This window comes from Halomonas sp. KHS3 (assembly GCF_000830495.1).
Lineage (GTDB): Bacteria > Pseudomonadota > Gammaproteobacteria > Pseudomonadales > Halomonadaceae > Vreelandella > Vreelandella titanicae.
Genome location: NZ_JWHY01000005.1, coordinates 123991 through 144736, shown reverse-complemented (window position 1 = coordinate 144736; position 20746 = coordinate 123991). Strand labels below are relative to the sequence as shown.

Sequence of the window (20746 nt, the reverse complement as noted above, 5' to 3'; positions counted from 1 at the left end):
AGTGGCCTAGACTATATTGCATTGCAGCATCATTGCTTTCGGGTCTGATGCCTGTGCATCAACCCAACGGGAGACCCTATGAACTTTCTTGCTAACCCACTCGCCAAGACTATGTTTCCTGCTAACGCTTTCACTAGCGCATGGTTGAAGCAACAAAATGATTCCACAGCCATACCTGGAAGTGAGGCGATCGCTTCATTATTCGATCCTTTCGGGTTTGGGCGTGCAGCCTTTGGTTACTGGCGCGATAGCATGGAGCGCAGCGTTCTCTATCTGGACGTTATGCGCGAACGCGGTAATCAGTACCTCGAGCATATGGAGCAAACCAAGCCCAATGTGTTGGGGTTCGATACCGAAGTGCTGATGGATGGTCGGACGCTGCCGCGGCCAACCAACTACGAACTGTTGCGTGTGTTGCCCCACGAAGGGACAGAAATTGATCTGCAAAAGCGCCCGTTTGTAGTGGTTGACCCACGTGCGGGGCATGGGCCAGGGATTGGAGGGTTTAAGCCGGACAGTGAGTTGGGCGTGGCGCTTAAAGCGGGGCACCCCTGCTACTTTATTGGTTTTTTGCCGTTTCCTGAGCCAGGCCAAACCGTTGAGGATGTGGTCGAGTCGGAGATCGCTTTTTTGCGCCATGTGATTGAGCTGCATCCCGAAACGACTGAAAAACCGATGGTGGTGGGCAATTGCCAGGCGGGCTGGCAGGTCATGATGGCGGCTGCCTTGGAGCCTGACGTTTTTGGCCCTATCCTGATTGCTGGCGCGCCACTCTCCTACTGGGCTGGTGAGCACGGCAAAGCCCCCATGCGCTATACCGGTGGGATGGCGGGAGGCAGCTGGATTACGGCACTCACCAGTGATATTGGCGACGGCCTGTTTGACGGGGCGTGGCTGGTGCAGAACTTCGAGCGCCTCAACCCGGCTAATACCTACTGGAAAAAGCAGTATCACCTTTACGACAATATCGATACCGAAGCGGGCCGATACCTCGATTTTGAGCGTTGGTGGGGTGGTCACGTCGTATTAGGCGGTGAAGAGATTCAGTATATCGTCGATAATCTATTTGTCGGTAATCGGCTCTCTACCGCGCAGCTGGTCACCCATGATGGCCGCCGAATCGACCTGCGTAATGTGCGTTCGCCGGTGGTTGTGTTCTGTTCGCGTGGGGATGACATTACTCCGCCGCCTCAAGCATTGGGGTGGATTCGTGATTTATATGCAAACACCGATGACATCATTGCCAATGAGCAAACCATCGTCTATTGCCAGCATGATACGACCGGCCATCTAGGTATATTTGTTTCGGGCAGCGTATCGCGCAAAGAGCATACCGAATTCACCGCCAATATGGATTACATCGACGTACTGCCGCCTGGGCTGTACGAAACCTCCATATCTCCGGCAGAGAAGGGTGAAGACGCTGAGCTGTTCGAGCGGGATTATCTGCTCGAATTTATGCCGCGTAACTTTGAAGAGTTAGATCAGGCAGTAATGCACAAGCCAGAGGATGATCGTCGTTTTGCCACCGTGGCACGGATCTCAGAAATCAATTTGGGGATGTATCGGCTCTTTCTGCAGCCGTGGCTAAAAGCCATCATGACACCGGAAGCTGCCCGCTTGATTCGTCGTATGCACCCTATCCGTTTGGGCTACAAGCTGCTTTCTGATCGTAATCCACTTTCGGTGCCGCTACCGGTAATGGCGGAAGCAGTGCGCAAAAATCGTCACCCAGTATCAAAAGATAATCTGTTCAAAACGCTTGAAACTATGGGGTCTGATCAACTGGTCGCCAGCCTCAATGCGATGCGCGATTTGCGGGATAGCAGCACCGAAAAAATGTTTATGGATATCTACGGCCAGCCGCTATTGCAGGCTGCTGTCGGTCTGTATGGCGATGCCCATGTACACCGCCGCCGTCCAGGGGCAGAGCCCGAGCACCGTCGCTTTATTGAGCAGCGTCAGGAAGAGCTGCGAGAGAAAATTGCTAAGGGCAGTGCCCATGAAGCGGTTATGCGCTCGCTTATCTATGTGCTCGGTGGCGCCCCAGCGACAGATGAGCGTAACTTTAAGCGGCTACGCGCCTCCCGTGCGGAGCTTGAGCCTGGTATCGAACTGAGTGATTTTAAAAACTTGGTGCGCGAGCAGTTCTTTATCTTGAAGCTGGATCGTGAGCAGGCGTTGAATTCGCTGCCTACTTTGCTAGCAGGTAGCAGCAACGATGATGTCGATGGCTATATTAGCCACCTTGAGCATGTCTTTGCCGCCAGCGGCGATCTTTCAGAGCATGCTGCTGAGCGCTTTGCTCAAATTAAAGTGTTGTTTGATAAGGCAAGACCCCGCAAATCGGTAGCGAATAAGCCAGCTGCGAGCAAGCCGACGGCCAGCAAAGCGGCTTCGACAACTAAGCCTGCCGCTAAGCCCAAAGCTGCTACTGCTAAGCTGGCCGAAACGCAAACGACTTCGTCTGCGCCAGTGGCCAAGGAGCAGCCCGTGGTGAATGAGGAGTCTGTGGTTAAGGAGTCATCGTCTAAATCTGCTGCGACTAGCGAGTCGGCCAGTGAGCCGGCGGCTAAACCCACCAGCACTACCAGACGTAAAAAGACGCCGCCTAAACGCTAAATCAGTACATTAGCTCATTGCGCCCCCGCCTATTTGGTGGGGGCGCTTTGTTTGCCTTATTACCTTTTGGGTTGCTGTAATGTCGGTGGCAGTCTAGTGTCTAGCTACTATTTGTCTGAAATATAACCCTGGTTGTTTAAAGTCTATGGATTCTCCCTACGGCTTGGTTGCCACTGGCGCTTAGCTAAGGGCTGGGGTAGGGTAGGCGCATTTTTTCATCCGTATCTTTTTTAACGGGCAGTTTCAGCCCGTCGATACGGCACCGAATTCAGAGCACGCGCTAGACAGTCCGTGCATTAGGAAAGTGGAGCACTATGGGCAAGTCACTGGTCATCGTCGAGTCGCCAGCGAAAGCGAAGACGATTAACAAATATCTCGGCAACGATTTCATCGTGAAGTCGAGCGTGGGCCACATTCGTGACCTGCCGACCAGCGGCTCAGGTAAGGCAGCCTCCGACCCCAAGGAGCGCGCGCGCCAGGCCGCAGCGACACGCAAGATGTCGGCGGAAGAGAAAGTAGAATATAAAAAACGTAAAAGCCAAGATCAGCTGATTCGGCGGATGGGGATTGACCCCAACAACGGCTGGGAAGCCCGCTATGAGGTGCTGCCCGGAAAAGAGAAAGTCGTTGCCGAGCTAAAGAAGCTGGCTGAGAAGGCTGACGCTGTCTACCTCGCAACGGATTTGGATCGCGAAGGGGAAGCCATTGCTTGGCACCTGCGCGAGACCATCGGTGGCGATGACAGCCGCTACAAGCGCGTGGTGTTCAACGAAATCACCAAAAACGCGATTCAAGACGCTTTCAAGGCGCCTGGCGCGCTCAATATCCCCCGGGTAGAGGCGCAGCAGGCAAGGCGTTTCCTGGATCGCGTTGTGGGCTTTATGCTTTCGCCTCTACTGTGGGCGAAAGTAGCGCGCGGGCTGTCGGCTGGCCGTGTACAGTCAGTCGCGGTACGTCTAATTGTTGAGCGCGAGCGCGAAATCCGTGCCTTTATTCCCGAAGAGTTTTGGGATGTGCACGCGGATTTGGCCTCTCCTGAGGGTGAGCTGGTGCGTTTTGCCCTGGTTCGTCAGGATGGCAAGGCCTTTAAGCCTACCTCCGAAAAAGACACCCTTGCGCGTATTGAGCAGCTTAGAAAAGCCAAGCTGGCGATTACCTCACGGGAAGACAAGCCCACCAGCTCAAAGCCCACGGCACCCTTTATTACCTCTACGCTGCAGCAAGCGGCGAGTGGCCGGTTAGGTTTTTCTGTGAAGAAAACCATGACCATGGCTCAGCGCCTCTATGAGGCGGGTTACATCACCTATATGCGTACCGACTCCACCAACTTATCGAAAGATGCGGTTGAGGGTGTGCGTAGCTATATCGGTGAAGAGTTCGGCGAACGCTACCTGCCCGAAGCACCTAATCGTTATAGCAGCAAAGAGAGTGCTCAAGAGGCCCATGAGGCGATTCGCCCTTCCAGTGTCGAGCGTAAGGCTTCCGATCTGGCCGGAATGGAGCGGGATGCCGAGCGTCTCTACGAGCTGATCTGGCGTCAATTTGTGGCCTGCCAAATGACCCCTGCAGAGTACCTTTCAAGCACGCTGAGTGTTGAAGTCGATGGCTACGAGCTACGTGCCAAAGGACGTGTACTGAAGTTTGATGGTTATACCCGGGTGATGAAGCCTAGTGGTAAAAATGAAGATCAGAGCTTACCGGACTTGCCAAAAGGTACGCCTATGGCACTGGAAGCGCTCGATCCTCAGCAGCACTTTACCAAGCCAGCACCACGCTACACCGAAGCAAGCCTGGTCAAAGAGCTTGAAAAGCAGGGCATTGGCCGACCGTCAACTTACGCTTCAATCATCTCAACGATCCAGGATCGCGGCTATGTGAAGCTGGAAAACCGTCGTTTCTATGCCGAAAAGCTGGGCGATATCGTCACCGAGCGGTTGAAAGAGTCCTTCCCTGATTTGATGGACTTCTCGTTCACTGCCCGCATGGAAGATAGTCTGGATGAGGTCGCCGAAGGCGAACGCAACTGGCAGGCGCTGCTGGATGCCTTCTACGAAGAATTCCGTGAAGAGCTGGCCAAGGCTGAGAGCGAAGATGGCATGCGCCCCAATCAGCCGGTGCCAACGGATATCGACTGCCCAAGCTGTGGTCGTCATATGCAAATTCGTACCGCTTCCACCGGGGTTTTCCTGGGTTGTAGTGGCTACAATTTGCCGCCCAAAGAGCGTTGTAAAACCACCATTGACCTGATTCCTGGTGAAGAGGCGGTGGCCGAAGACGCGGGAGAAGAGGCCGAAACCAATGCGCTGCGTGCCAAGCGTCGCTGCCCCAAGTGTGGCACGGCGATGGACAACTACCTAATCGATGAAACGCGTAAGCTGCACATCTGTGGTAACAGCCCCGATTGTGACGGCTACGAAGTTGAAGGCGGCAAATTCAAGATCAAAGGCTACGACGGCCCGATCATCGAGTGCGATAAGTGCGGCTCTGAGATGCAGTTGAAGTCAGGCCGCTTTGGCAAGTATTTTGGCTGTACCAATAGCGAATGTAAAAACACCCGTAAGCTATTGAAAAGCGGCGAAGTGGCGCCGCCAAAAATGGACCCGATCCCGATGCCGGAACTGGCTTGCCAAAAAGTTGACGACCATTACGTGCTGCGTGATGGCGCAAGCGGGCTGTTTTTGGCTGCCAGCAAGTTCCCTAAAAATCGTGAAACACGGCCGCCGCTGGTGAAAGAGCTGAAAGCGCACGCCGATGAGCTGCCCGAAAAGTATCACTTCATTCTTAAAGCGCCGAGTGAAGATCCGGATGGTCGCCCGGCGCAAATCCGCTACTCGCGGAAGAGCAAAGAGCAGTACGTGATGACCGACGAGGAGGGCAAGGCCACAGGCTGGAAAGCCATGTTTGATGCCGGTAAATGGCACGTGGAGGACAAACGCAAGTGAATGCACGGTCACGAACCAACCAGCTGCTCTATCAGGCGGAGCTATTAGTCACCTTGCCCGCGGGAAGTGATGAGCATGCTTCTGCGCGGCAGATGGCGTTGGAAGAGAGTGCGCTGGCGCTTTTTGAGCTGGCGCTTGAGTCGTTACTGCGCGAAGTTACTGAACACGCTCGGCTGTCGGAGCATCGCTGGACTGTATTGCTGGCCCAGGATGGCCCTGCCTTGGCCGAGCTGCAACGTCTGCGCGACTTGAAAGCCCAGCCGGAAAGCTGGCTGAACTGGTTGGAGGGGCAACTTGAGCGCCTACATAGTGACGAAGGTGCTGCGCGGCGCGAAACTCACAACCCCGCTATGATTGCCGTGGGTAATCAGGCCGGTTTGCGCCAGCAGTTACTGGATAATCTTCAGGCGGCCAAGCGTGAAATAGGCGCGCTGCGCGAAACCAGCCTGGAGTGGTAGTGTTTATTGTTATGCATCGCTCAAGTCGTTAAGAAAGGAGATCATGATGCGCTATAACCAGGTGAAAGATTTAATCGAATGGGCGGCGGGTTTTCATGCCCGGATGGCGCGACAGTATAGCGAAGCCGCTGAGGATGCTGAGAATCAGCGCTTAGAGATGGCGTTTAATTACTTGGCCAGCCGTGAGCTAAAAATGAAAACGGGGCTTGAAGATCTCTTCCACGATGGCTCTGACCATTCAGAAGTGCTGGAGTTATGGTTCGATGATTCCAGCGATTTCCCCCAGCCGCCTGAGTTGGATCGCTTGTCGGAACAAACCATCACCGGCTCGATAGAGGATGCGATGAGAACTGCCACATCGTCGCATCAGCGCCTTCAAGCGCTCTACGAGCATCGCGCGGCACGAGCGAAAATTGAGCCTGAAGAGGAGTTTTTCAATGCCCTGGCTCAAGGACATAATTCCGAGATACGCAATATAATGGCGAGTATGGAAGAGTTTCAGGGCGTTTGATGGGGTCTCTACTAGTGGATTATCGGTTACTGCTCTTCGGGGCGTCAGTCGTGTACATGACGAAATTGCTAACGGCGAATGTGGGAATAGGGTATAACAGCCACCAGATGCGCCGAGTCGGTCAATCGCGGGCTAACTTGTTTCGAGAGCTGTCATGTTTTTAGTTAATCGCCGTCGATTTTTAGCCATGGTGTTGAGCTTGCCAGCCGTGGCCAGTGCTGCTGTTACTGCGCCCAGTCAGGATACCGCCACTGATCTCGTAGAAACGATACTGAGTCGCGCTCATGTGCCGCGTCATAGCAACGAACTGTGGGTGCTGGTGGACGACAAAGAGGCCACCCTTAGCGTGTTTCGGGGTAACGCGCTGCTGGAGCGGTTTGCGCCCATATCACTTGGCCGTGCTGGGGCTAAAACCCAACGGGTTCGCGGCGATAATGTGACTCCCATGGGGGAGTTTCATGTCAACCGTTTTAATTACGAAAGCCAGTGGCGTACCTTCATAGGCATTGATTACCCAACCCCAGCGCACGCTAGAATGGCGCTGGAAAAAGGGATTTATTCCCAAGCTGATTATGATGACTACTTCGACTACTATCGACGTTACGGTCGCCCCCCGCAAGATACCGCACTGGGTGGGGCGATTGGAATTCATGGCCTGGGTAGCGCAGACCCCGATATTCATGGGCGCTATCACTGGACTCAGGGGTGTGTTGCCGTTACCAACGATCAAATCGATCGCCTGGCAGCGCTAGTGGGTGTTGGCACTCGGGTAGTGATCCGTTAAGCTAACGCCGTTGATGGAAGTTCGAGGTTTTAAACAGGTGGCTATAGACAACCGCTGTGGTCTATTATAAAACAGCGTTTGACTTGCGTGCTTTGCAGCACAAGTCACTGAAAAGAACCTGCACCGCAGGTAGACAAATTTAAGCTAAGAACTTATTCTAATTTAAGTGACTAGCCTTACCTTTGTCATACCCTTAACGTAGTACCCAAGGACGACTCAAGGAGAACATTATGACTCTGAAAACTACTCTGAAGATGACTGCTGCTGCCGCTTCTCTGGCAATTCTTGCTGGTTGTGCTTCTACCAGCGCGCTGGAAGAAGTTCGCATGACTGCAGAATCTGCACAGGCTGACGCTGCAGAAGCACGCAGCATGGCTTCACAAGCTATGAACACTGCAAACCAAGCCCAGCGCGACGCGCAGGCTGCTCTGCAGATGTCTGAGCAGAACCGTGAAGAAATGAACCGTATGTTCCAGCGTTCCATGCAGAAGTAATTCTGCTTGGGCTGCTGAGGGAGTCGTCTGACTCTCTCAGCAGCTGCTGGAAGAAAGCTGTAGTTAGTTAATATGCCGTAGTAAGGCGCTGTACGTTAAAGCGTCAGACCAGTAGGTTTTGATACTAGCTACGCAAAAACCCCGCCTTGGCGGGGTTTTTTGTTGCTAGGTATTCGGTTAAGCGTCTTTATCGTCGTCAGTGGCGGCGCTGAGCTTAAGCTCGTCAATCAGCTCAACAGGCTCTGGTTCTGGCTCGGGAGCCTGAGGGCCATATAGCGCGATAAATTGGCCGTCAGGAGCTTCTACGGCGCGCTGAATCTTGTCCGCGTCTATTTCAACGTCACTGCCAGTTAGCTCAGTGACGCGTTCAAGGGCATTAAGCAGTGGCTCAAAGCCTTCCGCGTTCTCTTCCAGCTGTGGGAAAGATTGCACAAACAGCGTGCCATCGGCTGCAAAGCCCGCTTTGAACGGTGCATCCATCAGGTTGACCTGAGTACCGCTAGGCAAACGCTCGTAGAGCGATTTGATATCTTCCGGGTACATGCGGATACAGCCACGGCTAACGCGCATACCGACGCCATCAGGGCGGTTGGTACCGTGAATGAGATAGCTCGGCATGGCCAGCAGAATTGCGTGCTCGCCCAAGGGGTTGTTAGGGCCGGGCGGTACCACGGAAGGCGCTGGTTCGCCGCGTTCGGCTGCTTCGCGACGCATAGATGCCGGTGGAGCCCAGGCGGGGTCTTTAACCTTAACCGTGGTGCGGGTGATGCCTACGGGGGTAGCGAACTCTTCACGCCCCACGCTAACCGGGTAGGTTTCGACGATGCCGGGTTTGTCGGCAGGGTAGTAGTAGAGACGTAGCTCAGAAAGGTTAATGACAACGCCTTCCCGCGGCGCAGGCGGAAGAATGTATTGGGCGGGGATCACCACTTCGGTACCTACGCCAGGTACCCAGAGGCTGACACCCGGGTTGGCCATGCGAATCTCTTCATAGCCAATGTTGTGGCGTCGGGCGATATCGATCAGCGTCTGCTTGGGGTCTTCGACAACGACGGTGTAGCGCTCGCCAATGACATCGCCTTCTTCGGGTAGGCGGAAGTGACCACGGGGTAGCTCATCCTGATCAGCAACCTGAGCGGCGCTATCGACGGCGTCTATGCTGATTTCCTGTGCTTGCGCCTGTGGCGATTCTTCTGAGCTTTCTTGAGTCTGCTGCTCTTGCGCCTGTGTTGGGCTGTCGGCTTGCTCGTTAGCTGGTTGCGCAAAAGCGGGGCTCACCAGGCTAGCAGCGAGTAGCACGGCCAAGCTGGTAGGGCCCCAAAGGGTAAAGGTATTGCGAATGTTCATGATCGTTCCTAATGTGTTAATTCACTGCTGATGCGCGTTGCTGGGCCACTGGGATCAATAAACGGCTGTTGATCAACTGGGCCATGGCTACTGGCAAGTTTGCCCCAAGCTTCACGCCGCCGCTACTTTTTGGTTAAGGGTGCTAAGTAGGTTTTCAAGTTGCTGGAAGCGCTTGTCGACACTTTCCATTGGTAATTCAAACCGTAAGGTGTCAGAGCCATCTAAACGATAGTGCTTTGGTGACGTCTGAATGAGGGTCACCAGGGTTAAGGGATCCACCTGGGTGCTGCTATCAAACAATACTCTACCGCGGCTCTCGCCAGCCTCGATTTTGCTGATTCCCAGTTGCTCGGCACGGTGGCGCAGCTTGGTCTGGCGAATCAGGTTTTTCACCGGGTTGGGCAGCAAGCCAAAGCGGTCGATCAGCTCAACCTGTAACTCTTTAAGTTCGCTATCGCTCTGGGTGTTGGCAATCCGCTTGTACATCACCAGGCGCTGCTGAACATCGTGAATATAATCACTTGGAATCAGCGCAGGCAGGTTGAGGTTGATTTCCACGCCGGTATTGAAGGGCGCATCGATATTGGGCGTTTTACCCGCGCGAATGGCCTTCACCGCTCGATCCAGCATCTCCATATAGAGGGTGTAGCCGATGGTTTCCATCTGGCCGCTCTGTTCATCCCCCAGCAGTTCACCCGCGCCACGGATTTCCATATCGTGGCTGGCCAGGGTAAAGCCAGCGCCTAGATCATCCGAAGCGCTAATTGCTTCCAGACGCTTGATAGCATCACGGGTCATCGCTTTGGGCGGTGGCGTTAATAGGTAGGCGTACGCCTGATGGTGACTACGGCCGACCCGGCCCCGCAGCTGGTGCAGCTGGGCCAAGCCAAATTTATCAGCACGTTCGATAATAATGGTGTTGGCGCTGGGTACATCAATGCCGGTTTCAATGATGGTCGAACACACCAGCACGTTAAAGCGTCGGTGGTAGAAGTCCGACATAATGCGTTCCAGGCTGCGCTCGGGAAGCTGGCCGTGGGCAACCGCTACCCGCGCTTCGGGGATTAGTTCACGAATCTGTTCGGCACTGTTTTCAATGGTTTTGACTTCGTTATGCAGTACATAGACCTGCCCACCACGCAGTATTTCACGTAGCAGGGCTTCCTTGATGATACTGGTGTCGTGCTGCTGAACAAAGGTTTTAACCGACAGACGGCGGGCGGGCGGCGTAGCGATAATCGACAGATCACGGATGCCGCTCATGGCCATATTGAGCGTGCGCGGAATAGGGGTCGCGGTCAGCGTCAAAATATCGACTTCGGCACGCAGCGTTTTGAGCTTCTCTTTTTGCGCCACCCCGAAGCGGTGCTCCTCATCGATGATCAGCAGGCCCATTTTGGGCAGCTCAACGCTTTTGGCGAGCAGTTTATGGGTGCCGATGACGATATCCGTTTGGCCGCTTTTAATGCTCTCTAGTGTCTGGGTGACCTCTTTGCCGCTGGTAAAGCGCGAGATCAGGCCAATATTGACGGCGGTGTCAGCAAAGCGGTCGCGGAAGTTCTCGAAGTGCTGGCGCGCCAACAACGTAGTGGGCACCAATACCACCACTTGGCGGCCAGACTGTACGGCCAAAAATGCCGCGCGCATGGCCACTTCGGTTTTGCCGAAGCCGACATCGCCGCACACCACGCGATCCATGGGCTGCGGGGAGGTCATATCGCTGATGACCGCTTCAATCGCCGCGTGCTGGTCAGCGGTCTCTTCAAATGGGAAGTTACCCGCAAAACGCAGATACTCCTCGCCTGGCGCCTCATAGACCACCCCTTGCTGGGCTTCCCGGCGGGCGTAGACATCCAGCAGCTCTGCGGCGGTATCGCGAATTTTTTCGGCGGCTTTGCGGCGGGCTTTTTCCCACTGGTCCGAACCGAGCTTATGCAGCGGGGCCAGTTCGTCACCGGCCCCGCTGTAACGGGAGATCATATGCAGGCTGTCGACAGGCACATAAAGCTTGGCACCATCGGCGTAGGAGAGCGCCAGGAACTCATTTGCCTGGCCACCGGCCTCTAAGGTTTCCAGCCCTAAATAGCGGCCCACGCCGTGGGCCTGGTGAACCACTGGCGCACCTTCGCGCAGCTCCGACAAGTGGCGTACTGCAAGCTCATTGTCATCCGTGGCTTTTTCGCGCCGACGGCTCTGACGTACCACGTCACCAAACAGCTCGGTTTCACTAATTACCGCAATACTTGGATTATTTAGCCATAAGCCGCTGTCGACCAAACCTTCCGTAATTGCATAGGTATGATCGCTAGCGAGAAAGTCGTGGAAGCTATCGGTATGCGGAAGCGAGAGCTGAAGTGGCGACAGGATCTCTTCCAGGGCTTCCCGGCGACCCCGCGACTCCGCCACAAACAGCACCCGGGTTTGGGCATGGGAGTGCAAAAATGCTGACAGCTCCGCCAATGGCTGCTTGGCGCGGGCATTAATAGAGAGTGTGGGAAGCGGTGCGGCTTCAGGCTGTTGCGCATGGCGCTGCTCGCTATCCTCGGTTAACTCTATTCGCGGGCAGGCTTTGATTGCCGAGAATACATCGTTGACCGGGAAAAACGCTCGGTGTGGTGGCAGCAGCGGGCGGGTTGGGTCAACGCCCAAATTTACGTAGCGAGCGTCGATCGACTGCCAGTGCTGCTCGGCGGCAGCAAAAACTCCCGGCAGCAGTGCGACTCGTGTATCGTCGGTCAGGTGGTCAAACAGCGATGCGGTGTGTTCAAAAAACAGTGGTAGATAGTGCTCAAGCCCCGGTGAAGGAATGCCTTTCAACGCATCGTTATAAAGAGGGCATTGCCGCGGATCAACGTCGAACAGGGTTTCAAACTGCTCACGAAAACAGGCAATTGCGCTGCGGCTTAGCGAGTACTCGTGGGCGGGTAGCAATTCTAGCGATTCCAGCTTATCAGTCGAGCGCTGGCTGCCAGGGTCGAAGTGGCGCAGCGAATCGATCTCGTCGTCGAACAGATCAATACGGATCGGCTCATCCATACCCATCGCAAACAGGTCAATCAGCGCGCCGCGCATGGCGTATTCGCCGGGCTCATAGACCGTTTCGACAGTACGATAGCCCGCTCGGGAGAGCGATTCCCGAAACGCTTCGCGATTCAAGCGCTCGCCAGTTTTGAGTGTCATGACCCGCCCGGCAATGTACTCAACCGGGGGCAAGCGCTGCATCAGCGTGTTGATCGGCACCAGCACAATGCCGCGCACGCCATCTTGCAGTTGGCGCAGGGTGCGCAGCCTCGCAGAAACAATGTCCTGATGGGGTGAAAAGCTGTCGTAGGGCAGCGTTTCCCAGTCGGGGAAGGGCAGTACCGGTACGTCGCTATAAAAATAGAGATCTTGTTCAAGACGCTGCGCGCTGGCCGTATTGGGAGTGATCACCAATAGCGGAGCTTTCGCAGCAACGCGGGAGAGTGCCAGCGCAGTCGCGCTACCCGGCGGCGATGTCCAGTAGAGCGTATCGCGAGTCCCTTGGGGCTGGGGCGGTTCGAGCAGAGAGAATGTCGGCATAAGCAAGATATCGTTTTGCGCTGAAACGGAAGGGAGATCATACACGATCACCCGTTTCAGTTAGAGTGCCGCGGCTTAAGGTAGCGGGTTAATCTGTACTGAAAGAGGTTTTGTAGTGAGATTGGCATTTCTGTAATACCCCTACATGTTGTGCGACTATCCAGTCATTGCGACCGCTGCGCTTGCCCCGGATAATACACTCTCCGTTCCCACTACCTGATGAGGCCGCACGTGAGTCAGCAAGCGCTCGAAAACGTTTTTCAAGAATGGCAAGGCAACGAAGCCTTGGCGGAGCAGATGATCCCGTTAGTAGGGCAGCTCTATCGTCAGAATAACGTCGTTGCCACCATGTTCGGGCGTTCACTTATTAAACGGTCGGTCATCCGCATTCTTAAAGACCACCGCTTCGTGCGTAAAATAGAAGGGACTGAGCTCTCCGTTGAGGATACCTACTCTATCGTGAAGGGGATGGTCGCTTTGAACCTTGGCCCCGCCCATGTGGATGTAGGGAAGCTGGCGGTGATGTTCAAGAACCGGGGCGGTGGCGATGTCGAAGCCTTCCTGCGTAAAGAGCTGCAAGAGATTATTGATGGCTACCAGCCGGGTGCTAGCACCGGGGAGCCGCAAGACGTGGTGCTCTACGGTTTTGGCCGCATTGGTCGTTTACTGGCACGAGTGATGATAGAGAAGGCCGGGGGCGGTAATCTGCTGCGTTTGCGCGCTATTGTGGTGCGTGGCCGTGGCGATGTGGCTAAAGATCTTGAGAAGCGCGCCAGCCTGCTGCGTCGTGACTCAGTACATGGGCCTTTTGACGGCACCATCATGGTCGATGCAGAGGCCCGCACGCTGACGGTCAACGGCAATGTTATTCAGGTTATTTACGCCGATTCGCCCAGCGAGATTGACTACACCGAGTATGATATCGATAACGCGGTGATTGTTGATAATACCGGTATCTGGCGCGATGAAGAGGGCTTGGGCCAGCATCTGCAGTGTAAAGGTGTTGCCAAAGCGCTGCTAACGGCACCGGGTAAAGGCGATATTAAAAACATCGTTTACGGTATTAACCACGAATCCATTGGCGACAGCGATCTCATCGTCTCTGCTGCCTCTTGCACTACCAATGCGATCGTTCCGGTATTGAAGGTACTCAACGACGAGTACGGTGTGGTGAATGGGCATGTGGAAACCGTGCATGCCTATACCAACGACCAGAACTTGATCGACAACTACCATAAAGGTGACCGTCGTGGCCGTAGTGCGGCGCTGAATATGGTATTGACCGAGACAGGAGCAGCCAAGGCCGTATCGAAAGCGCTACCTGAGCTAGAGGGAAAGCTGACCGGCAACGCCATTCGTGTGCCAATCCCTAATGTCTCTATGGCCATTCTCAATCTGACCCTGGATAAAGCGACAGATGCCGTAGCGCTAAATGACTACTTGCGCCGTATGTCGATCGAGTCTGCCTACCAGAAGCAAATTGACTTTGTCGATTCAGCAGAAGTGGTGTCGTCGGACTTTGTGGGCAATCGTCATGCCGGTATCGTGGATGCTAAAGCTACCATCGCCAACGGCCATCATGCGGTCATTTATGTGTGGTATGACAATGAGTTTGGTTATAGCTGCCAAGTCGTACGTATTTTGCAGCAAATGTCTAACGTACGGTTTTTAAAACTTCCTCGCTAGTTAAACTTAGCAAAGCCCGCATGCCGGGTGTTAGAGCTAAGAGAATGCGTTGACGCCACCTTCGGGTGGCGTTTTTTTGGTCTCAATCTCATCTTTTGCCAATGTATATAGCACTTTTGGTGGTCATCAGGGATGTGGTCATTGGACGCGCTTATCTTTATAATACGATGGATTTTTCGGGGTGGTTCAAGTGCTGCTTGGGCCGGACTGGTAACAATCTGAGCAGAAAATAACAATTCGCTGAGCAGAAAATAAGCATTCGAACCCCATACCTTCGTATATCCGATCCAACAACTGGGCGAGACTATGATCGAAGTCAAAAAAGGCCTGGATCTCCCCATCACGGGAGCGCCCGAGCAGCGTATTGAAGATGCGCGGCCTGTGCGCCACGTGGCAATCCTGGGTACCGACTACGTTGGCATGAAGCCGACGATGGAAGTCCAGGAAGGGGATAAGGTCAAACTGGGCCAATTGCTCTTCACCGATAAGAAAATTGCTGGTGTGCGTTATACAGCGCCCGCTGCCGGTGAAGTGCTTGCAATAAACCGTGGCGAAAAACGTCGTTTGCTGTCTGTCGTAATTAAAGTAGACGAAACTGAGGAAGCGGTCGAATTCGCTGCTCATGATCGTAATGCCTTAGCGCAGCTTGAACGTCAGGTCGTTGTCGACCAACTGGTAGAATCGGGACTCTGGACTGCATTGCGCACTCGTCCTTTCTCGCGCACCCCGGCCATTGATAGCACCCCGGCCGATATTTTTGTAACCGCCGTGGATACCCATCCACTTAGCCCTGACCCTGCGTTGATCATTAACGAGCAGTCGCAGGCATTCGAGGATGGCCTCAAGGTGTTAGCGCGCCTGACCGAGGGCAACGTCTTCTTATGTACGGGCGAAAATGCCTCAGTCCCGGGTGGCGATGTTGACGGCGTAAAAACCGAAAGCTTTGCCGGCCCTCATCCTGCGGGACTTGTCGGCACGCATATTCACTACCTTTCTCCAGTCGCACTGCACAAAAAAGTGTGGCATATCGGCTACCAGGACGTTATTGCGTTCGGTAAGTTGTTTGTAGAAGGGAAGCTGGATATGAACCGTGTGGTTGCCATTGGTGGCCCGCGTGCTGAAAATCCGCGTCTGATTCGTACCCGTGTCGGCGCTAGTACAGATGAACTCCTGACCAACGAAGTCATCAAACCCGAGGACACTCGCGTAATTTCTGGTTCGGTATTCTCTGGCTTTGCCGCTGAAGGTAAGTTGACCTACCTTGGCCGCTTCAGCAATCAAGTGAGTTTGCTGGAAGAGGGCAACAAGCGCACGTTTATGGGTTGGCTGTCTCCTGGTGCTAATCGTCACTCGGTCTTGGGTATTTATATCTCCAAGATTAAGGGGCTCAGCAACTATGCGCCGACGACCTCTACCAATGGTTCCGAGCGTGCTATGGTGCCGGTAGGTGCCTACGAGCAGGTGATGCCGCTAGATATCATGCCGACTCAGCTATTGCGTTCGTTGATCGTGGGCGACATTGAGGTTGCCATGCAGCTTGGGTGTTTGGAGCTGGACGAAGAGGATCTGGCGCTGTGCACGTATGTTTGCCCTGGCAAATACGAATATGGCCCCATCCTGCGTGATAATCTCACCATGATCGAGAAAGAGGCCTGATAATGGGTATTCAACAGACACTCCAAAATATCGAGCCGCATTTCCACAAAGGCGGAAAGTACGAAAAGTTCTATCCGCTGTTTGAAGCGGTAGATACTATTTTTTACACGCCACCGAGCGTGGCTAAAACCACCGCGCATGTGCGTGACGGTATCGATCTTAAACGCATCATGATTACCGTGTGGATGTGTACTTTTCCGGCGATGTTTTTCGGCATGTGGAGCGCTGGTTGGCAGGCCAACACGGCAATTGATGCGGGCTATGCCTCTATGGGAGGCTGGCGCGAAGCGATTATGATGACGCTGTCGTCCGGTCATGATGCGAATAGCCTGTGGGCTAACTTTGTCCTTGGCGCTACCTACTTCCTACCTATCTACCTGGTCACCTTTGTGGTCGGTGGTTTCTGGGAGGTGCTGTTCGCTATCAAGCGCGGTCACGAAGTCAACGAAGGCTTCTTCGTCACTTCCGTACTCTTCGCGCTGGTACTGCCCGCCACCATTCCCCTTTGGCAGGTTGCCTTGGGTATCACCTTTGGTGTGGTGATTGGTAAAGAGATCTTCGGCGGCACGGGGAAAAACTTCTTGAACCCCGCGCTGACCGGTCGTGCATTCCTTTACTTTGCCTATCCCGCGCAAATCTCTGGTGACTCTGTATGGGTTGCCGCTGATGGCTATACTGGTGCGACGGCACTCTCTCTAGCGTTCCAGGACGGTATGTCTGCGTTGACCGACACCTTTAGCTGGTGGGATGCCTTCATCGGTTTTATCCCTGGCTCGATCGGGGAGGTCTCGACACTAGCCATCTTTATCGGCGGCGCTGTGTTGCTGTGGACGGGAATTGCCTCTTGGCGAATCATGCTGGGGGTACTCCTGGGCATGGTGGTGACCAGTACGCTGTTTAATCTAATCGGCTCTGATACCAACCCAATGTTTGCCATGCCGTGGTACTGGCATCTGGTGATCGGCGGTTTCGCTTTCGGTATGGTCTTCATGGCAACCGATCCGGTGTCGGCGTCGATGACCAATCAAGGCCGTCTGCTGTTTGGTGCGCTGATTGGTGTGATGACTGTTTTGATTCGCGTTGTGAACCCGGCTTTCCCGGAAGGCATCATGCTGGCGATTCTGTTCGCTAACCTGTTTGCACCGCTGATTGACCATTTCTTCGTCCAGGCCAACATCAAGCGTCGCGTGAAGCGAACCGCCGTACCGGCCGAGGAGACTGCCTAATGGCACAAGGTAACAACTCCATCAAGAAAGTCCTGATTGTGGCGTTTGCACTGTGTATCGTGTGCTCCGTCATTGTCTCGACCGCGGCGGTCGCCTTGCGACCCATGCAACAGCTTAACCAGGAACTCGACCGTAAAACCAACATCTTGAACGTTGCCAAGCTTTATGAGCCGGGTATGGACGTTGAAGAGGTGTTTAGCGATGAGATCATCGCACGGGTCGTTGACCTGGATACGGGTGAGTACTCCGATGAGTTCGATCCCGATACCTACGATAGTTTTGAGGCTGCCCGTGACCCGGCCTCGGGTCGCACGCTTTCTGGCGATCAAGACATCGCGGGCCTTTCACGGGTTGAAAACTACGCGACTGTTTATCTGGTCGGCAGTGAAGACGATCCGGAACAGATCGTGTTGCCGATTCGTGGTCAGGGGCTTTGGGGCTTGATGCGTGGCTTCCTGGCCGTAGAGGGTGATGGCAATACTATTGTCAGTATCACCTACTACGAGCACAGTGAAACGCCAGGTTTGGGCGCAGAAGTTAACAACCCGCGCTGGCAAGCCCAGTGGGAAGGCAAGAAAATTTACGATGAAGAGGGCGACCTCTCACCGGAGATTCACCTGACCAAAGGCGGCGCCAGTGACGAATACGAAGTCGATGCGCTATCTGGCGCTACGCTGACCAGTAACGGCGTGACTAACATGCTGCAGTTCTGGTTGAGCGAAGAAGCTTTCGGTCCCTATTTGGCTAAATTCCGCAGAGGCACTGAGCCGGAAGACGCCGAAGAGACCGATACCAACTTCGAAGACGTTGAGGGGGCCTGATCATGGCGGACGTAAATGCAAAAGGCGTTTTAACAGCGCCGATTTTCCAGAACAACCCTATTGCGCTGCAAATTCTGGGGATCTGTTCGGCACTTGCGGTAACCACCAGTATGAGCGTATCGCTCGTTATGGCGCTGGCGGTTATTTTCGTAACGGCATTCTCAAATCTGTTCGTATCGTTGATCAGGAATCATATTCCCTCTTCGATCCGTATCATCGTGCAGATGACCATTATTGCCTCGCTGGTTATCGTGGTTGATCAGATTCTCAAGGCGTATGCCTATGAGATGTCTAAGCAGCTCTCGGTATTTGTGGGTTTGATCATTACTAACTGTATCGTCATGGGGCGCGCTGAAGGCTTTGCGATGTCCAATACGCCGGGCATGTCGTTTTTAGACGGTATTGGTAACGGCCTCGGCTATGGCTTTGTACTCATGGTGGTGGGTTTCTTCCGTGAGCTGCTGGGTTCGGGCAGCGTATTTGGCATTACCATCCTCCAGACCGTGCAAAATGGTGGCTGGTACGTGCCTAACGGCTTGCTATTACTACCGCCTTCAGCGTTCTTTATTATCGGTCTACTGATCTGGGTAATGCGTTCCGTTAACCCTGAGCAAGTAGAAGATAATGAGTTCAAAATGAAGGAAAACACCAAGCCCAAGGAGGCCGTGTAACATGGAACATTATCTGAGTCTTTTTGTTGCCTCGGTGTTTGTTGAAAACATGGCACTGGCCTTCTTCCTGGGGATGTGTACTTTCTTGGCGGTGTCCAAAAAGGTCTCCTCAGCGATTGGCTTGGGCATTGCGGTGATTGTGGTATTGACCGTCACCGTGCCGGTTAACAACCTTGTCTATACCTTCTTGCTACAGGAAGGTGCGCTGACCTGGACCGGTATTAGCGGTGCTGAAAACATCGACCTCTCCTTCCTTGGGTTGCTCTCCTACATCGGTGTCATTGCGGCGCTGGTACAGATCATGGAAATGTTCCTTGATAAGTACGTACCGTCGCTCTACAACGCGCTAGGGGTCTTCCTGCCGCTGATTACCGTTAACTGCGCCATCCTGGGTGGCGTACTGTTCATGGTGGAGCGTAGCTATAACTTTGGCGAAGCCGTGGTCTATGGCTTTGGCGCGGGCACCGGTTGGGCATTGGCCATTGCCGCCCTGGCGGGTATTCGTGAAAAGCTGAAGTACAGCGATGTGCCGGGTGGCCTTCAAGGGCTGGGCATTACTTTCATCACCGTGGGGCTGATGTCGTTAGGCTTTATGTCCTTCTCGGGCATTCAGCTTTAATCGGAGCCGGTTTTTCCCGGCGGTGGCAAACATCGCCGGGTAATAGAAAACCTCCAGCAATAGGAAACCGACATGGTTGATACAACAGTCATCTTGCTCGGTGTTGTCATGTTCACGGTCATCGTTATTAGCTTGACGGCGATCATTCTGGCAGCGCGCAGCAAGCTTGTGAGTAGCGGGGACGTGACCATTGAGGTCAACGGCGACCCTGAGCACACTTTGAAGACCCAGGCCGGTGGTAAGCTGCTAAACACGCTTGCCGCTAACGGCATTTTCCTCTCGTCCGCCTGCGGTGGCGGTGGTTCTTGTGCCCAGTGTAAGTGTCGGGTTGAAGAGGGCGGCGGCTCTATTCTGCCGACTGAAGAGTCGCACTTCACGATGCGTGAGAAGAAAGAGGGCTGGCGCCTCTCTTGTCAGGTACCTGTGAAGCAGGACATGAAAGTCGAAGTGCCTGAAGAAGTCTTTGGGGTGAAGAAGTGGGAATGTGAGGTTATTGCCAACCCCAACGTTGCCACCTTTATCAAAGAGTTAAACCTGAAACTGCCAGAGGGCGAAGAAGTCGCCTTCCGCGCCGGTGGCTATGTACAGCTCGTTGCACCGCCTTACGATATCAAGTTCTCTGATTTTGATATCGACGAGGAGTATCGGGGTGATTGGGAAAAATTTGATATGTTCAAAATTTCCCACAAGAACAACGAGGAAGTGATTCGCGCATACTCCATGGCGAACTACCCAGACGAGAAGGGTATCCTCAAGTTTAACATCCGTATTGCCACGCCGCCTCCCGGCACTGACCATCCGCCTGGCTTGATGTCGACTTATGTCTTCAGCCTTAAAGAGGGCGATAAGGTCACCGTAATGGGACCGTTCGGTGAGTTCTTTGCCCGTGATACTGACGCCGAGATGATCTTTATCGGTGGTGGTGCGGGTATGGCACCGATGCGTAGTCACATCTTCGATCAGTTGAAGCGCTTGAAGTCTGATCGCAAGATTACCTTCTGGTACGGTGCTCGCTCCTGGCGTGAAACCTTCTACAACGAAGAGTACGACCAGTTAGCCGAAGAGTTCCCTAACTTTGAGTGGCACCTGGCGCTATCTGATCCTCAGCCGGAAGATAATTGGGAAGGGCCGACAGGCTTTATCCATAATGTGCTGTACGAAAACTATCTGAAGGATCACCCAGCACCTGAAGATTGCGAGTACTACATGTGTGGGCCGCCGATGATGAACGCATCGGTTATCAAGTTGTTGCTTGATATGGGCGTTGAGCCGGAAAATATCCTGTTGGATGATTTCGGTGGCTAAACGGTCGGCGTAAGTCGATAGTAGCGTTAAGCGGGGCTGGCCT

The 20746-nt window shown here is 54.0% G+C and carries 15 protein-coding genes; 13 read left to right on the top strand and 2 right to left on the bottom strand.

The genetic code is table 11. The features are described 5' to 3' along the window. Positions 1 to 78 precede the first annotated feature (78 nt). The 6 genes from RO22_RS13815 (at position 79) to RO22_RS13790 (ending at position 7811) form a co-directional block, all read left to right on the top strand. Complete coding sequence (locus tag RO22_RS13815; RefSeq protein ID WP_041158538.1) at positions 79 to 2622, top strand: DUF3141 domain-containing protein; 2544 nt, start codon at positions 79 to 81, stop codon at positions 2620 to 2622. A gap of 314 nt (positions 2623 to 2936) precedes the next feature. Then, positions 2937 to 5564 carry a type I DNA topoisomerase gene (gene topA / locus RO22_RS13810; protein WP_009286991.1) on the top strand — a complete coding sequence of 876 codons (2628 nt, stop codon included), beginning with the start codon at positions 2937 to 2939 and terminating at the stop codon, positions 5562 to 5564. Then, positions 5561 to 6022: a DUF6586 family protein gene (locus tag RO22_RS13805; RefSeq protein WP_022523167.1), complete on the top strand. Its 462-nt coding sequence runs from the start codon at positions 5561 to 5563 to the stop codon at positions 6020 to 6022. Before topA ends, RO22_RS13805 begins: the two co-directional genes overlap by 4 nt. 46 nt (positions 6023 to 6068) lie before the next feature. Beyond that, the gene (locus RO22_RS13800; RefSeq protein ID WP_022523168.1) at positions 6069 to 6533 is read left to right on the top strand and encodes a hypothetical protein; all 465 of its coding nucleotides are present in this window, start codon (positions 6069 to 6071) and stop codon (positions 6531 to 6533) included. Between the two features lie 154 nt (positions 6534 to 6687). Then, the gene (locus RO22_RS13795; RefSeq protein ID WP_027957534.1) at positions 6688 to 7317 is read left to right on the top strand and encodes a murein L,D-transpeptidase family protein; all 630 of its coding nucleotides are present in this window, start codon (positions 6688 to 6690) and stop codon (positions 7315 to 7317) included. 230 nt (positions 7318 to 7547) lie between these two features. Beyond that, the gene (locus RO22_RS13790; protein ID WP_022523170.1) at positions 7548 to 7811 is read left to right on the top strand and encodes an Lpp/OprI family alanine-zipper lipoprotein; all 264 of its coding nucleotides are present in this window, start codon (positions 7548 to 7550) and stop codon (positions 7809 to 7811) included. 177 nt (positions 7812 to 7988) lie between these two features. Here RO22_RS13790 and RO22_RS13785 read toward each other — a convergent pair whose 3' ends face one another. Together RO22_RS13785 and mfd are read right to left on the bottom strand one after the other, a co-directional pair. Further along, complete coding sequence (locus tag RO22_RS13785) at positions 7989 to 9158, bottom strand: L,D-transpeptidase family protein (RefSeq protein WP_041158537.1); 1170 nt, start codon at positions 9156 to 9158, stop codon at positions 7989 to 7991. Between the two features lie 111 nt (positions 9159 to 9269). After that, positions 9270 to 12719, bottom strand: a complete 3450-nt coding sequence (gene mfd, locus RO22_RS13780) for a transcription-repair coupling factor (RefSeq protein WP_200890252.1) — start codon at positions 12717 to 12719, stop codon at positions 9270 to 9272. Between the two features lie 231 nt (positions 12720 to 12950). On the opposite strand from mfd, the gene RO22_RS13775 reads away from it, so the two are divergent. The 7 genes from RO22_RS13775 (at position 12951) to nqrF (ending at position 20703) form a co-directional block, all read left to right on the top strand. Continuing rightward, positions 12951 to 14405: a glyceraldehyde-3-phosphate dehydrogenase gene (locus RO22_RS13775; RefSeq protein WP_027957531.1), complete on the top strand. Its 1455-nt coding sequence runs from the start codon at positions 12951 to 12953 to the stop codon at positions 14403 to 14405. Positions 14406 to 14711: 306 nt separating this feature from the next. Further along, a complete protein-coding gene (locus RO22_RS13770; protein WP_027957530.1) occupies positions 14712 to 16061 on the top strand; it encodes a Na(+)-translocating NADH-quinone reductase subunit A in 1350 nt (449 codons plus the stop codon). Positions 16062 to 16063: 2 nt separating this feature from the next. Continuing rightward, a complete protein-coding gene (locus RO22_RS13765; protein WP_022523175.1) occupies positions 16064 to 17287 on the top strand; it encodes an NADH:ubiquinone reductase (Na(+)-transporting) subunit B in 1224 nt (407 codons plus the stop codon). Next, a complete protein-coding gene (locus tag RO22_RS13760; RefSeq protein WP_027957528.1) occupies positions 17287 to 18108 on the top strand; it encodes a Na(+)-translocating NADH-quinone reductase subunit C in 822 nt (273 codons plus the stop codon). Before RO22_RS13765 ends, RO22_RS13760 begins: the two co-directional genes overlap by 1 nt. A gap of 2 nt (positions 18109 to 18110) precedes the next feature. Next, complete coding sequence (locus RO22_RS13755) at positions 18111 to 18779, top strand: NADH:ubiquinone reductase (Na(+)-transporting) subunit D (protein WP_009286985.1); 669 nt, start codon at positions 18111 to 18113, stop codon at positions 18777 to 18779. 1 nt (position 18780) lies between these two features. Then, complete coding sequence (nqrE, locus tag RO22_RS13750; RefSeq protein WP_009286984.1) at positions 18781 to 19398, top strand: NADH:ubiquinone reductase (Na(+)-transporting) subunit E; 618 nt, start codon at positions 18781 to 18783, stop codon at positions 19396 to 19398. A gap of 72 nt (positions 19399 to 19470) precedes the next feature. Beyond that, on the top strand, positions 19471 to 20703 hold the full coding sequence (nqrF, locus tag RO22_RS13745) for an NADH:ubiquinone reductase (Na(+)-transporting) subunit F (RefSeq protein WP_009286983.1): 1233 nt from the start codon (positions 19471 to 19473) through the stop codon (positions 20701 to 20703). Positions 20704 to 20746 lie beyond the last annotated feature (43 nt).